Raw genomic sequence first — 12,926 nt, 5'->3', positions numbered from 1 at the left:
TCCGGCGCACGGCCCGGCCGGGAGGTGACACGGCCCGGCGTGCGGGCAGAGCCCCCGGCATGACGATCCAGGACTCACGGGCCGAGGCTACGGAGACGACGGCGGGGGCGGCTGCGGGGACGGCGGCTTCGGGGACGGACGCCAGGGCCGCCGCGGGGGCGGGTGCCCTCCGGACGGGCCCGGTCCTCCGCCCCCCGCGCTCCGCGGGCGCCCCCGCGGCCGCGGGGAACGTCCTCGTCGGCACGGCCTCGTGGACCGACAGGTCGCTGCTGGAGTCCGGCTGGTACCCGGACGACGCGGCGACGCCCGCCGCGCGGCTCGCCTACTACGCCTCGCGCTTCCCCCTGGTGGAGGTGGACGCCACCTACTACCATCCCCCCTCACGCAGGACCGTGGAGGCGTGGCGGGACCGCACGCCGCCCGGCTTCACCTTCAACGTCAAGGCGTTCTCCCTGCTGACCGGGCACCCCACCCCGGCCCGGTCGCTCTACAAGGACCTGCGGGAACGGCTCGGCGACCCGGACGGCAGGCTCTACCCCCGCGACGTCGGCCCCGGCGTCGTCGAGGAGGTGTGGGCGCGGTTCCTCGGCGCGCTCGCGCCGCTGCACGAGGCGGGCAGGCTGGGCGCCGTCCTGCTGCAGTTCCCGCCCTGGTTCCCCGCCGGCGAGGGCAACCGGCGCCGCGTGCTGGAATGCGTACGGCGCTGCGCCCCGGTGCGCGCGTGCGTGGAGTTCCGCAACCGCACCTGGATGGAGGAGGGCGAGCGGGAGCGGACCCTGGGCTTCCTGGCCGAGCACGGCATCCCGTACGTCGGCGTCGACATGCCGCAGGGGCATCCGTCGTCGATCCCGCCGGTCCTGGCCGCGACCGCCGACCTGGCGGTGGTCCGCTTCCACGGCCATTCGGAGAAGTGGACCAGCAAGAAGATCGAGGAGCGCTTCGCCTACCTCTACTCCGAGGAGGAACTGGAGCACTGGGCGGCCCGGCTCCGGGAGTTCTCCGCCCAGGCGGAGACCGTCCACGTTCTGATGAACAACTGCTGCCGCGACAACGCCCAGCGCAACGCCGCCCGCCTCACCGAGCTGCTGGCGGCCCGGTGACGCCCCGGGGCCGCGGCCCCGTGCGGCCCGGGACCCCGACGGAGGGCGGCGGCCCCGCAGGGGGGCGGCAGGCGGCCAGGTCCTCCCGGCGCGACAGCAGGAAGGCGCGCTCCGGGTCGGTGCCGACGGCCTCCAGCGCCCGGCCGTAGGCGTCCAGGGCCTCCCGGTCCCGTCCCAGGCGGCGCAGCAGCTCGGCACGGGTGGCGTGGAACAGGTGGTGGCGACCCATCGTCCCGTCCAGCCCGTCGAGGAGCTCCAGCCCCGCCTCGGGCCCCTCCGCCTCGGCGACCGCCACGGCCCGGTTGAGCCGGACCACCGCCGAGCCCGCGATCTCCTCCAGCCTGCCGTACAGCCGGGCGATGGCGGGCCAGTCGGTGTCCTCGGCCCGTCCGGCGACCGCGTGCTCGGCGGCGATCGCGGCCTGCAGCAGGTAGGGGCCGGGGAACCGGTCCCCGGGACCGCCGGGGCGTACCGCCTCCAGCAGGGAGAGCGCCTCGCCGATCTCCTCCCGGTGCCAGCGCGAGCGGTCCTGGTCGGGCAGGCGCACCAGCTCTCCCGACGGGCCCAACCGGGCGTCGCGCCGGGCGTGGTGCAGCAGCATCAGCGCCAGCAGCCCGTCCGCCTCCGGGTCGGCGGGCAGCAGCTCGCGCAGCATCCGGCCCAGCGCGATCGCCTCGGCGGCGAGGTCCGCGCGGATGAGCCGGTCTCCCCCGGTCGGGGCGTACCCCTCGGTGAAGATGAGGTAGACCACGGCCAGCACCCCGTCGCGCCGCCCGGCCAGCTCCGGCCCTGCCGGGATCCGGTAGGGGATGCCCGCCTGGGCGATCTTCTTCTTCGCCCGGGTGATCCTGGCCGCCATGGTGGTCTCGGAGACCAGGAACGACCGGGCGATCTCGCGTGTGGTCAGGCCGCCCGCGCAGCGCAGGGTGAGGGCCACCCGGGCCTCCATGGACAGCGCCGGGTGGCAGCAGGTGAAGATGAGCCGGAGCCGCTCGTCGGGGATGCCGGCGGGCTCCGGCCGGTCGTCGACGACCAGCAGCGGCAGCTTCCTGGCCGCGACGGCCTCGCGCCGGAGCCGGCTCAGCGCGCGCCTGCGCGCCGTGGTGAGCAGCCAGGCGGGCGGGTTGTCCGGCTCCGGCGGCCACGCCGCGACGGCCGCGGCGAAGGCGTCCTGCAGCGACTCCTCCGCGAGGTCCAGATCGCGCAGCTCGGCGGTGAGCAGGGCGAGCAGGCGCGCCCAGTGCCGCCGGTACGCCTGCTCGACCGCCGTCATGCTCATCCCTGGTATTCGACCACGGGACGGATCTCCACGATCTCCTCGGGGCAGGCCGCGGCGAACTCGATCGCCTCGTCCAGGTCTCGTGCCTCCACGAGGTGGAGACCGCTCAGGTGCCCGGTGGTCTCGGCGCAGGGACCGTCGGTGCGCAGCGCCCGCCCTCCGCCGGTCCGCACGGTGACGGCCGTGGCGGAGTGGTCCAGCCCCTCCCCGCCGAGATAGGCCCCGCGTGCGGTGAGCATGTCCACGAACCGCCCGTGCGCGGCGCGGGCCTCCTCGATCTCGGTCTCGGTCGCCGCGGCCCGGCCGCCCTCGTCGCGGTAGATCAGCAGTGCGTACTTCACGGCGCCGTCACCCCCGCTCCGGCACGGGCCTGATCTCCACGACGTCCGACGGGCAGGCCTCGGCGAACTCGATCGCCTCGGCCATGCTCGCGGCCTCGACCGTGATGTAGCCGCCGATCTGCTCGACCGCCTCGGCGTAGGGGCCGTCGGTGACGATCACCTCTCCCCCGGCCTTCCTGACCGTGGTGGCGGTGGTGGAGTGGGCCAGCTCCTCGCCGCCCCGGCCCGCGTCCCTGGCCGCCAGCATCCCCTCGAAACGGCCCCACCGGGCGTAGATCTCCTCCCGCTCGGCCGGTCCGGCCTCCGCCCAGCGGCTCTCGTCCCCGACCGCCAGCAGCACGTATCTCATGGTGTCTCCCTTCGGTGTCGTCCGGCGTGCGCCGTCCGCGTCCGCACGGCGCATGCCCATGACGCGCGACGCCCGCCGGAATCGACAGGTCGCCGGAGGCGATTCTCCGGCCGGACCGGTGTCAGCCCGGAGCGGCCGGCCCGTCCGGGGCGTGTGCGGGCCATACGGCCATGGCCAGCTCGGCGACCGCGGTGAGCTCCGCCGCGTCCGCCCCGTCGCGGGCGCGCTGGGACATCCCCTGGACGACCGCGGCGAAGTATCCGGCCAGCGCCGCGGGGTCCGCGCCGGAGGGGAGCTCGCCCTCCCGCTGCGCGGTGCGCAGGCGGTCGCGGAAGGCGGTGAGGTTGGCCTCGCGCAGCCCGCGCAGGAAGGTCGCGACCCCGGCGTCCTGGGCTGTGACGTTGGTGGCGGCACTGATGACCAGGCACCCGGCCGGATGCGAGGGATCGGGGTAGACGGCCGCCGCCTCGCGCAGGATGCGGGCGAACGCCCGATGGGCCGTGGGCTCCTCCTGCAGGGCCCGGCCGATGAAGGCGCCGACCGGTGAGCGCCGGTAGGCGTGCACCACCTCTTCGAACAGTGCTCGTTTGTCACCGAAGGCGGCGTACAGGCTGCCCGGCCGGATGCCCATCGCCTCGGTCAGCTCGCCGACGGAGGTGGCCTCGAAGCCGCGCTCCCAGAACAGCCGGGTGGCCGCGGCCAGCGCGGCGTCCCGGTCGAACGCGCGCGGCCTGCCCCGCGCCGCTCCCGTCTTCCCCATGCCGGACATTGTAGAGCGATCGCTCAATAATCTGTGCTAGCTTATTTTTTGAGTGATCGTTCAACAAAGGAGGGAGTCACCCGCATGGACGCACGCGTCCTGGACGGCAAGGTCGCGCTGGTCACCGGAGGCAGCAGGGGCATCGGCAGGGCCGTCGCCGAACGGCTCGGCCGTGACGGCGCCACCGTCGCCGTCGCCTACGCCCGGGACGAGACCGCGGCGGACGAGGTCGTGGCGCGGATCCGCGCCGGGGGCGGCCGCGCCTTCCCGCTCCGGGCGGAGCTGGGCCGCCACGGCGACGCCGCCGCCCTGTGGGCGGCCTTCGACGCCGCCGCCGAACGGCACGCAGCCGCCGCGGGCGTCGACGTCCTCGTCAACAACGCGGCGATCGGCCGCAGCCCGGACCTGGCCTCGCTCACCGAGGACGACTTCGACCACGTCTTCGCGGTCAACGTGCGGGCACCGTTCTTCATCGTGAAGGAGGGGCTGAGCCGGCTGCGCGACGGCGGGCGGATCATCAACGTCTCCAGCGGCGTCACCCGCATCGCCATGCCGGAGATCATCGCCTACAGCGCGACCAAGGGCGCTCTGGACACCTTCACCCTCACCCTGGCCAAGCAGCTGGGCCCCCGGGGCATCACGGTGAACTCCGTGGCCCCCGGGATCACCGACACCGACACCAACGCGGGCTGGCTGCGCGGCAATCCGGAGGCCGAGGCCGCGGCCGCGTCCCTGGCGACGCTCGGCCGCGTCGGGCAGCCGGAGGACATCGCCGGCGTCGTGGCGTTCCTCGCCTCCGACGACGCCCGCTGGGTGACCGGCAGGGTGATCGACGCCACGGGCGGCGCCGGGCTGTGACCCCCTCGCGGCCCGGTGCGCCGCACCGGGCCCGCGGTCAGGCCGGCGGAGGGGCCGCGCTGTCCCGGACGACCAGCTCGGTGGGGAGCAGGACCCGCCGCGGCACGGTGGTCCTGCCGGTCCGGGCGTCCGCGATCGCCTCGGTGAGCGCGGCGGCCGCGGCCCGGCCCTTCGCCTCGATGTCCTGGCGCACGGTGGTCAGCGCCGGCCGGATCTGCACGGCCAGCGGGCTGTCGTCGAAGCCGACCACGGACAGTTCCTCCGGGACCCGGATGCCCAGGTCCGCGGCGACCTGGAGGGCGCCGTAGGCGACCGCGTCGGAGAAGCAGAGAAGCGCGGTGGGGCGGTCCGGGCGGTCCAGCAGCAGCCGGGCGCCGATCCTCGCCTGCTCCAGGTCGGCCCCGCCCTGGCGGGCGATCAGCGGCGTGATCCCGGCGGCGTCGAGGGCGTCGAGCCAGCCGAGCAGCCGCTGCCTGGAGGCGTGCCCGTCGATGGCGACCTGGGAGGGGTCGATGATCCCGTGCGGGCCGTGCAGTCCGGACATCAGCAGCCCGATCCGCCGGTGGCCCAGGTCGACGAGGTGCCGGGCGGCGGCACGGGCGCCGGAGCGGTCGTCCACGTTGACGCTGGAGATGCTGTCGACGGGGTCCTGGTCGACGTAGACCAGGGGCAGCCGGCGGCGGAAGAGGTATTCGATCGCCGTCGACGTCGGGTCGCACGAGTAGACCAGCGCGCCGTCGATGGCGACGTCCCGGGCCGGGATGATGTCGCCGCTGTCGGACGAGGTCAGCAGGGTGAGGGCCAGGCCGGTCGGCCCGAGCTGCTCGGCGATCGCGCCGAGGAAGCCGGTGGCGACCGCGTCGGTGAAGGCGAAGCGCAGCGACGAGGTGAGCACGATCCCGACGGCGCCCGTGGTGCCCTTGGCCAGGGCCCGGGCCGTCGGATCCGGCCCGACGTAGCCGAGCTCCTCCGCGGCGGCGAGGATCCGCTTGCGCAGCGCGGCGGAGAGCTGGTCCGGCCTGGAGAACGCGTTCGACACCGTCATGCGGCTGACGCCGACGTGGTCGGCGATCGTCTGCAACGTCACGCGTGGCGCCATGTCACCGCCGGTTTCCGCCAGATCGGGCTCTTCTCCGCGGCCGGCGGGCGCGAGCGCGGCCGTCGGCGGCGGGTCGGCCGGGGACCGGCGCCGCTGCGCGGGGCGCCGGTCGTCCGTCGACATCCGCCAGGCTAACAGGCGGGCTCGATCACGTGGGCGGCGCGGATCAGGCCTCTGGCCAGCGCCGCGCGGACCCTGCGGGTGCGCCGCGGGCGCTCGGTGTGCGGGACGACCGGCGCGCCGGGAAGGGCGGCGGCGTGCTCGCGCCGGACACCGTCGAGGGCGAGCACGAAGGCTGCGGGCATCTCCATGGGATTCTCCCCTGACTCTCTCCATCGATCTCTATACCGGTAAAGTAACCGCGTTCTCTGTACCGGTCAAGAGAATTTCTGGAGCGGTAAAGAAGACCTCCCGGGCGGAACGGGACCGGTGAAGGCGGCCCCGGCGGGAGACCCTGCCGGAGAACGGGGAAGCCGGCGGAGGACGCGACGCCCGCGCCGCGGAGGCCGGGACCAGGGTGTTTCGGCGGGTGCCGAAACGTCCGAGGCCGATAATCGAGCCATGGACACCCGGCGCGCACCCGTGGCAGGACCCGACCTGGCCTCCGTGGCCAGGCCCCTCGCCGACCGCACCCGAGCGAGCTTCTGCATGGCCCTGCTCGACGGCCGGGCCTGGACCGCGACCGAGCTGGCGCGTCACGCGGGCGTCGCCGCCTCGACCGCGACCGAGCACCTGAACGCGCTGGTGGGCGGGAACCTGCTGGCCGAGGAACGGCAGGGAAGGCACCGCTACGTCCGGCTGGCCGGCCCGCACGTCGCCGAGCTGATCGAGGGACTCGCCGCGGTGGCGCCCGCCGGCGCCCCGCCGCCCCGTTCGCTGTCGGCGGCCGGCCGGCGCAGGGCGCTCGCCCACGCCCGCACCTGCTACGACCATCTCGCCGGAGCCGTCGCGGTCGCGATCACCGACACGATGACGGAGCGGGGACTGCTGGACTGGGGGCGGGGGCTCAGGCTCACCGGCGACGGGGAGGCCTGGCTCGGGCGGCTCGGCGTCGCCGTCCCGGCGGGCACGCGCCGGCCGCTGGTGCGGTCGTGCCTGGACTGGACCGAGCGCCGCCCCCACCTGGCGGGCGCCGTCGGGGCGGCCCTGTGCCGCCACGCGCTCGACTCGGGGTGGATCGCCCGCGTCGGCACCACCCGCGCCGTGGCCGTCACCGCGGCGGGCCGGGACGCGCTGCGCGAGCAGCTCGGCCTGCCCGAGGACCTCCTTCCGCCCCGCTGAGCGCCCCGGCCCCGTTCCGGCCGGGCCCGCCGGGTCAGGCGTGCCCGCCCGCGGTGACGCGGCCGATCGTCAGGCGCGGCGTCCCCTCCATGATCAGGCCGACCCGCTCGACCTGCTCGTCCAGCGCGGCCCGGTGCGCGGCGCTCAGCGGCGCGAAGGGCTCGACGGTGACGTCGATCCGCCGGCCGGAGCGGCGCTGGTGCCACAGGCCCGCGACGACGCCGTCCACCAGGAGGTTCTGGAAGTTGCCGGCCAGGGCGCGCCCGGCGGCCGCGCCCGGGTACAGCCGTTCGGGGGACGGGACGCCGACCCGGTAGGAGTAGCCGTCGAAGTAGGGCAGCAGCCGGACGCCGGGCACCGCCTCCGACCGCGCCGCGGCCTCCCCGGCCGCCGTCCCCGTGCCGTCCGCCGTCCAGGCCGGGGTGCCCTCGACGTCGACGCGCCGGAGCTCCCCGGCGAGGGCGGCGAACGCCTCCGAGGCGCGGGAGACCGGCGCGCCCAGCCAGTTCGCGAACCGCTGCGGCGTGGACGGCCCGTAGGCGTGCAGGTAGCCCCGCACGGCCCAGGCCAGCGCCGGCCCCTCCTGCGCGGGGCGGAAGCCCGGCAGCCACCGCCGGGGATCGGTGTAGGTGACCTTCCGGCCCCGGTTCGGGCCGAAGCAGAGCACCCCGCGCATCCCCGCCAGGTGCAGCGCCTGGCGCCAGCGCGGCCACCTGCCCTGGAAGGCCGGCATGACGAGGTCCGCCGCCCAGGGCCCCGTCCGTCCGACGACCTCGTCGCCCAGCTCGTCGATGGTCAGCACGGCGTCCGCCAGCGCGTCCGCGATCGCGGCCACGACCTGCTCGGTCTGCTCGGGCGTGAGCCGGACCTCCGGCGGGAAGCCGCCCGGCCCGGTCGTCAGCGGGGACAGCGCGCCGACCCATTTCTCCAGGTCGCGGGCGGGCAGCAGGTGGACCGTGCCGCGCGGCCCGAAGGTCTTGACGAGGCTGCGCTCCTCCCACAGGGCCGCGCGCACGTCGGAGCGGGTGGCCCCGGCCAGGCGGGATCCGATCGCCAGCTCGGCGGCCGACATCACCTGGGCGTGCGTGCCGGCCGTGGCCGCGGCGACGTCGGCGGGCCCGGCGCCGGTGAACGGCTCGGCCAGCCCGTGCCGGCGCAGCCGCAGCGCGCGGACCTCGGCCCAGGTCATCGTCGGGACGTCGGAGGGGGTCATCGGTTTCCTCTCGTCGGCAGGGCGGAGGCAGGTCTCCCGGACGTTCCGGCGAGGGCTCGGCCACCGGGGGCAGGAGCCACGTTAGGGGCCGTACAGGTCAGATCCCGTCCTCTATTTCTGCCAGGCTGTCCGCATGACAGGAACCTCCACGTCGGCACGGCTGCTGAGCCTGCTCTCACTGCTGCAGACACCGCGCGAGTGGTCGGGGAGCGAACTCGCCGAGCGCCTGCGGGTCAGCCCGCGCACCGTCCGCCGCGACGTCGAGCGGCTGCGGGACCTCGGCTACCCGGTCCAGGCCGCCAAGGGGCCGGACGGCGGGTACCGGCTCGTCGCGGGTACGGCGATGCCGCCGCTCCTGCTGGACGACGAGGAGGCGGTGGCCATCGCGGTCGGGCTGCGCACGGCCGCGGGGAACGCCGTCGAGGGGATCGGGGAGGCGTCCGTGCGCGCCATGGCCAAGCTGGAGCAGGTGCTGCCGTCGCGGCTGCGGCACCGCGTCGGCGCGCTGAACTCCGCCACCGTCCCGCTCCCGGTGCCCGGCGGGCCGGGCGTCGACCCGGACGTGCTGACCACCGTCGCCTCCGCCTCGGCGGGCGGGCAGCGGCTCCGGTTCGCCTACCGCGCGGCCGACGGGACCGCCGGCAGGCGGTTGGTCGAGCCGTACCGGATGGTGGCCGCCGGGCGGCGCTGGTATCTGGTCGCCTACGACACCGGCCGCGGCGACTGGCGGATCTTCCGCGTCGACCGGATCACCGAGCCGTTCGCGACCGGGGAGCGGTTCCCGCCGCGGGTGCCGCCCGAGCAGGACGCGGCGGCCTTCGTCACCGCCAGGCTCCGCTCCCTGGCCCAGGTCTACCGGGCCGTGGTGACGCTGCACCTGCCGGTCGAGCAGGCCCGGGGGCGGCTGGGCCCGGACCCGGGAGATCTGGAGGCGGTCGACGAGCGCACGTGCCGGTTGACCGGGCACGCCGACACCCTGGAGTGGCTGGCGGCCCGGCTGGTCATGCTCGGCTGCGAGTTCGAGGTGCACGAGCCGCCCGAGCTGGCCGAGCACCTGCGCGAGCTGGCCGGGCGCGCCGCGCGGGCCGCCGGCGGCCCGCGCTAGGGCGGGCCGCCGGGACGCGGGCCGTCAGGACGCGGAGCCGGAGCGCGGGCCCGCCGGGACGCGGAGCCGCCGGCGGCGGGGTCCGGCGCCCGCCCGTTCCGGGCAGGCGCGGCCGTCAGCGGCGGGCCAGCGGCGCGGGCTCGCGGAGCTTGTCGTGGAACCACGCGATGGTACGGCGCAGCCCGTCGACGACGTCCACCCGCGGCCGCCAGCCCAGCCGCTCGGCGGCCAGCGAGGTGTCGGGCCGGCGGACGGCCGGGTCGTCGGCGGGACGCTCGACGAACTCGATCGGCGAGGACGACCCGGTCAGGTCGCGGATCGTCCTGGCGAGCTCCAGCATGCTCAGCTCCGCCGGGTTGCCGATGTTGACCGGGCCGGTGAAGTCGCTGTCGGCCAGGGCGAGGATGCCCTCGACCGTGTCGGTGACGTAGCAGATGGAGCGGGTCTGCCCGCCGTCGCCGGCGACGGTGATCGGCTCGCCGGACAGCGCCTGGCGGATGAAGGTCGGGATGGCCCGGCCGTCGTGGGGGCGCATCCGCGGCCCGTAGGTGTTGAAGATCCGCACGATCGCCGTGTCGGCCTCGCGGGAGTTGCGGTAGGCCGTGGTCAGCGACTCGGCGAAGCGCTTGGCCTCGTCGTAGACGCTGCGCGGCCCGACCGGGTTGACGTTGCCCCAGTAGTCCTCGCGCTGCGGGTGCTCCAGCGGGTCGCCGTACACCTCGCTGGTGGAGGCGAGCACGAACCGGGCGCCCTTCTCCTTGGCCAGGCCGAGGGCGTGCAGGGTGCCGAGGCTGCCGACCTTGAGCGTCTCGATCGGGTGGCGCAGGTAGTCCACCGGGGAGGCCGCCGAGGCGAAGTGGAGCACCAGGTCGACGTCGCCGGAGACGTGGACGAACTCGGTGAGGTCGCACTCGACGATCCGGAACGCGGGCCGGCCGAGCAGATGGGCCACGTTGTCCGGGGAGCCGGTCAGGAAGTTGTCCATGCAGATCACCTCCGTCCCCCGCTCCAGCAGCCGTTCGCACAGATAGGAGCCGAGGAAGCCGGCTCCGCCGGTCACCACCGCGCGGCGGTGGGCGGGAGCGGTCATCGGACAGTCACCTCCAGTCGGTCGAGCGCGGCGTCGAGGACCTGCCGGGCCTCGATCCGCAGCAGCCCGGGGTCGGGCCGCTTCCCATGGGGGTCTCCGCGCAGCCCGGCCCAGAGCGCGGTGTGCGGCCCGCCGGGCGGCGGTCCCCACAGGGCGGGCGGGACGGGTCCGAACAGCACCACGGACGGGGTGGCGAACGCGGTGGCCAGGTGGGCGACGCCGGTGTCGCCGCAGACGACCAGCCGGGCCCGCGCCACCAGCGCGGCCAGCTCCGCGAGGCCGGTACGGCCGGCGAGCACGTGCTCGGCGGGCAGGCCCGCGAGGCCGGCCACCTGCCGGGCCAGGCCGTGCTCGGCCACGCCCCCGGTGACCACCACGTCGTGGCCGGCGTCGCGCAGGCCGGACACCACCTGCGCGAACCGCTCCGGCGGCCAGCGCCGGGACGGGTGGGCGGCGCCCGGGTGGACCACGACCGGCCCGGTGTGCGCCCCGCCCGGCCCGGCGGGGTCGGCCAGGTACAGGTCGCCGGGGTCGGCCGGGATCCCGTACCAGCCGAGCAGGTCGCACCAGCGCCGCACCTCGTGGGCCTCGGCCCGCCAGCGCGGTCCCGCCACACCGGGCACGTCGGGGTGCGCGTGGGACAGCAGCCGCCCCGGGCGCGTGCCGAGCAGCGCCCCGGTGCTCTGCGGGCCGCGGCCGTGCAGGTTGACCGCGATGGCGGGGGCCTCGACGGGCACGTGCTCAGGGGCCGGTTCCGGGCCCGGCACGTCGCACAGCTCGTCGACGGCGCCGATCAGCGGCAGCAGCTCCGCCAGCGCGGCGGGGGCGGCCAGCACGATCCGGTGGCCGGGGAAGGACCGCCGCAGCGCCCGCAGCGCGGGCACGGCGGTGAGCAGGTCACCGAGGCCGAGCGCGCGCAGCGCCAACAGCACGGGCCGCCCGTCGCGGAACACCGCCGCGCCGTCCCCGTACCCGCCGCGGATCCCGTTCCCGCCGCGGATCCCGTTCCCGCCGGCCCCGGCTGCGCGCCCGCCGTCCCCGTTCCCGCCGGCCCCGGCTGCGCGCCCGGTACCGCCGCTCCCGTGCCCGGCGCCGTCCCCGGTCACGGCCATGACGTCTCCGTCGACGGGCAGACGACGAGTTCCCGCACCTCGCAGCCCTCCGGCTGGCCGAGCGCGAACACCACGGCGGCGGCCACGTCCTCCGGCTTGTTGAGCCGCGCGTCGGGACCCGGCTTGTACCGCTCGTCGCGGTCGTCGAAGAAGCGGGTCTGCATGCCGCCGGGGATCAGCAGGGTCACGCCGACCTGCCCGGCGAGCTCGGCCGCGAGCGCCCGGGTGAACCCGACCACGGCGAACTTGGACGCGCAGTAGGCGGTGGCGTCGCTCAGCGCGCGCAACCCGAGCGTCGAGGCGCAGGTCACGACCTTGCCGCGGGAGGCGGTCAGGTACGGCAGGGCGGCGCGGACCACCGAGGCGGTGCCCAGCAGGTTGACCTGGATCACCCGCTCCCAGCGGTCGGCGGGCACGTCGGCCAGCCGCCCGCAGGCGTCGGTGCCGGCGGCGGTGACGACGCCGTCGAGGCGGCCCCCGGCCCGCTCGGCCAGTTCGGCCACGGCACGCTCCGCCTCCCGGCGGTCGGCCAGGTCGGCCACCGCGTACTCCACGTCGTAGGCGGGGGCGTTCACGTCCACCACCAGCGGCCGCCCCCCGGCCTTGGCCACGGCCTCGGCGCAGGCCAGGCCGAGGCCGGACGCGCCACCCGTGATCAATATGTTGCCCAGCATGCGAAGTCTCCTCGGTCTCGTCGGATCCCGGTGGATCCCGGTGGATCCCACCGGCCTCACAGCGCCGCGCGGGCGGCGGCGATCAGGTTGGTCGTGGACTGCCCGGGGACCAGGGGGAGGATCACGATCTCGCCGCCCGCGCGGCGCACGGTCTCGGCCTCGGGCAGGTCGGACTCGGCGTAGTCGCCGCCCTTGACCCACACGTCGGGCCGGAGCCGTTCGATCAGCGCGGCCGGCGTGCCCTCGTCGAAGATCGCCACCGCGTCGACGCAGCCCAGCGCGCGCAGCACCTCGACGCGGTCCTGCTCCCCCACGACGGGCCGGCCGGGCCCCTTGAGGCGGCGGACGGAGTCGTCGGAGTTGACGCAGACGATCAGCGCGTCGCCCAGCGCCCGGGCCCGGCGCAGCAGGCTGACGTGGCCGGCGTGCAGCAGGTCGAAGCAGCCCCCGGTGGCCACCAGCCTGCCCCCGGCGGCCCGGACCACCTGGGCGACCTCCAGGGGGGCGCGCGGCCGGTCGCCCAGCGCCGGCAGGCCGTCGCCGGGCCCCGGGCCGGGCGCCCGGACCGCGCCCGCTCCCCCGCTCTCCACGAACCGCGCGGCCTCGCGGGCCGCGGCCGGGACGGCGGCCCCGGCGCGGGCGCCCTCGCGCATCGCCAGCGCGGC

The 12,926-nt window shown here is 76.1% G+C and carries 15 protein-coding genes; 4 read left to right on the top strand and 11 right to left on the bottom strand.

The features are described from left to right. The first annotated feature begins 59 nt into the window (after window positions 1–59). Complete coding sequence (locus tag ABD823_RS25965; protein WP_344863974.1) at window positions 60–1,100, top strand: DUF72 domain-containing protein; 1,041 nt, start codon at window positions 60–62, stop codon at window positions 1,098–1,100. On the opposite strand, the gene ABD823_RS25960 is transcribed toward ABD823_RS25965, so the two are convergent. The 4 genes from ABD823_RS25960 to ABD823_RS25945 form a co-directional block, all read right to left on the bottom strand. Further along, window positions 1,075–2,379: an RNA polymerase sigma factor gene (locus ABD823_RS25960; RefSeq protein ID WP_344863972.1), complete on the bottom strand. Its 1,305-nt coding sequence runs from the start codon at window positions 2,377–2,379 to the stop codon at window positions 1,075–1,077. The two genes, ABD823_RS25965 and ABD823_RS25960, sit on opposite strands and share 26 nt — an antisense overlap. Next, on the bottom strand, window positions 2,376–2,720 hold the full coding sequence (locus ABD823_RS25955) for a YciI family protein (protein ID WP_344863970.1): 345 nt from the start codon (window positions 2,718–2,720) through the stop codon (window positions 2,376–2,378). The genes ABD823_RS25960 and ABD823_RS25955 overlap by 4 nt, the downstream gene beginning before the upstream one ends. A gap of 7 nt (window positions 2,721–2,727) precedes the next feature. Then, a complete protein-coding gene (locus tag ABD823_RS25950) occupies window positions 2,728–3,069 on the bottom strand; it encodes a YciI family protein (RefSeq protein ID WP_344863968.1) in 342 nt (113 codons plus the stop codon). Window positions 3,070–3,190: 121 nt separating this feature from the next. Beyond that, entirely contained in the window at window positions 3,191–3,829 is a 639-nt protein-coding gene (locus ABD823_RS25945) for a TetR/AcrR family transcriptional regulator (protein WP_344863966.1), read from the bottom strand. 84 nt (window positions 3,830–3,913) lie between these two features. On the opposite strand from ABD823_RS25945, the gene ABD823_RS25940 reads away from it, so the two are divergent. Further along, window positions 3,914–4,687, top strand: a complete 774-nt coding sequence (locus ABD823_RS25940; RefSeq protein WP_344863964.1) for an SDR family oxidoreductase — start codon at window positions 3,914–3,916, stop codon at window positions 4,685–4,687. A 37-nt stretch (window positions 4,688–4,724) separates the two neighbouring features. On the opposite strand, the gene ABD823_RS25935 is transcribed toward ABD823_RS25940, so the two are convergent. Both ABD823_RS25935 and ABD823_RS25930 read right to left on the bottom strand, forming a co-directional pair. Next, entirely contained in the window at window positions 4,725–5,774 is a 1,050-nt protein-coding gene (locus ABD823_RS25935; protein ID WP_344863962.1) for a LacI family DNA-binding transcriptional regulator, read from the bottom strand. Between the two features lie 143 nt (window positions 5,775–5,917). After that, window positions 5,918–6,097 (bottom strand): hypothetical protein, encoded by a 180-nt coding sequence (locus ABD823_RS25930; RefSeq protein WP_344863960.1) that lies wholly within the window; start codon window positions 6,095–6,097, stop codon window positions 5,918–5,920. 250 nt (window positions 6,098–6,347) lie between these two features. On the opposite strand from ABD823_RS25930, the gene ABD823_RS25925 reads away from it, so the two are divergent. Further along, on the top strand, window positions 6,348–7,067 hold the full coding sequence (locus ABD823_RS25925) for an ArsR/SmtB family transcription factor (RefSeq protein ID WP_344863958.1): 720 nt from the start codon (window positions 6,348–6,350) through the stop codon (window positions 7,065–7,067). 34 nt (window positions 7,068–7,101) lie between these two features. Here ABD823_RS25925 and ABD823_RS25920 read toward each other — a convergent pair whose 3' ends face one another. Further along, window positions 7,102–8,280, bottom strand: a complete 1,179-nt coding sequence (locus tag ABD823_RS25920; RefSeq protein ID WP_344863956.1) for a winged helix DNA-binding domain-containing protein — start codon at window positions 8,278–8,280, stop codon at window positions 7,102–7,104. A gap of 133 nt (window positions 8,281–8,413) precedes the next feature. On the opposite strand from ABD823_RS25920, the gene ABD823_RS25915 reads away from it, so the two are divergent. Then, window positions 8,414–9,385, top strand: a complete 972-nt coding sequence (locus ABD823_RS25915; protein WP_344863954.1) for a helix-turn-helix transcriptional regulator — start codon at window positions 8,414–8,416, stop codon at window positions 9,383–9,385. 115 nt (window positions 9,386–9,500) lie between these two features. Here ABD823_RS25915 and ABD823_RS25910 read toward each other — a convergent pair whose 3' ends face one another. From ABD823_RS25910 to rfaE2, 4 genes are all read right to left on the bottom strand, one after another. Further along, window positions 9,501–10,475 carry a UDP-glucuronic acid decarboxylase family protein gene (locus ABD823_RS25910; protein ID WP_344863952.1) on the bottom strand — a complete coding sequence of 325 codons (975 nt, stop codon included), beginning with the start codon at window positions 10,473–10,475 and terminating at the stop codon, window positions 9,501–9,503. Beyond that, the gene (locus ABD823_RS25905; RefSeq protein WP_344863950.1) at window positions 10,472–11,587 is read right to left on the bottom strand and encodes a glycosyltransferase family 9 protein; all 1,116 of its coding nucleotides are present in this window, start codon (window positions 11,585–11,587) and stop codon (window positions 10,472–10,474) included. The genes ABD823_RS25910 and ABD823_RS25905 overlap by 4 nt, the downstream gene beginning before the upstream one ends. Next, window positions 11,578–12,261 (bottom strand): SDR family oxidoreductase, encoded by a 684-nt coding sequence (locus ABD823_RS25900; protein ID WP_344863948.1) that lies wholly within the window; start codon window positions 12,259–12,261, stop codon window positions 11,578–11,580. The genes ABD823_RS25905 and ABD823_RS25900 overlap by 10 nt, the downstream gene beginning before the upstream one ends. A 56-nt stretch (window positions 12,262–12,317) precedes the next feature. Continuing rightward, the coding region (gene rfaE2, locus ABD823_RS25895; RefSeq protein WP_344863946.1) for a D-glycero-beta-D-manno-heptose 1-phosphate adenylyltransferase at window positions 12,318–12,926 on the bottom strand (609 nt) is incomplete at its 5' end.

This window comes from Planomonospora alba, assembly GCF_039534085.1.
GTDB classification, from domain to species: Bacteria; Actinomycetota; Actinomycetes; order Streptosporangiales; family Streptosporangiaceae; genus Planomonospora_B; species Planomonospora_B alba.
This window is presented reverse-complemented; position numbering and strand designations above follow the sequence as displayed.

Excerpts from the sequence above, each read along its gene's own strand:
- ABD823_RS25925 (WP_344863958.1), top strand. The coding sequence starts at position 6,348 with ATGGACACCCGGCGCGCACCCGTGGCAGGACCCGACCTGGCCTCCGTG.
- ABD823_RS25945 (WP_344863966.1), bottom strand. The coding sequence starts at position 3,829 with ATGGGGAAGACGGGAGCGGCGCGGGGCAGGCCGCGCGCGTTCGACCGG.
- ABD823_RS25915 (WP_344863954.1), top strand. The coding sequence starts at position 8,414 with ATGACAGGAACCTCCACGTCGGCACGGCTGCTGAGCCTGCTCTCACTG.
- ABD823_RS25950 (WP_344863968.1), bottom strand. The coding sequence starts at position 3,069 with ATGAGATACGTGCTGCTGGCGGTCGGGGACGAGAGCCGCTGGGCGGAG.
- ABD823_RS25930 (WP_344863960.1), bottom strand. The coding sequence starts at position 6,097 with ATGGAGATGCCCGCAGCCTTCGTGCTCGCCCTCGACGGTGTCCGGCGC.
- ABD823_RS25900 (WP_344863948.1), bottom strand. The coding sequence starts at position 12,261 with ATGCTGGGCAACATATTGATCACGGGTGGCGCGTCCGGCCTCGGCCTG.
- ABD823_RS25965 (WP_344863974.1), top strand. The coding sequence starts at position 60 with ATGACGATCCAGGACTCACGGGCCGAGGCTACGGAGACGACGGCGGGG.
- ABD823_RS25940 (WP_344863964.1), top strand. The coding sequence starts at position 3,914 with ATGGACGCACGCGTCCTGGACGGCAAGGTCGCGCTGGTCACCGGAGGC.
- ABD823_RS25960 (WP_344863972.1), bottom strand. The coding sequence starts at position 2,379 with ATGAGCATGACGGCGGTCGAGCAGGCGTACCGGCGGCACTGGGCGCGC.
- ABD823_RS25920 (WP_344863956.1), bottom strand. The coding sequence starts at position 8,280 with ATGACCCCCTCCGACGTCCCGACGATGACCTGGGCCGAGGTCCGCGCG.
- ABD823_RS25910 (WP_344863952.1), bottom strand. The coding sequence starts at position 10,475 with ATGACCGCTCCCGCCCACCGCCGCGCGGTGGTGACCGGCGGAGCCGGC.
- ABD823_RS25905 (WP_344863950.1), bottom strand. The coding sequence starts at position 11,587 with ATGGCCGTGACCGGGGACGGCGCCGGGCACGGGAGCGGCGGTACCGGG.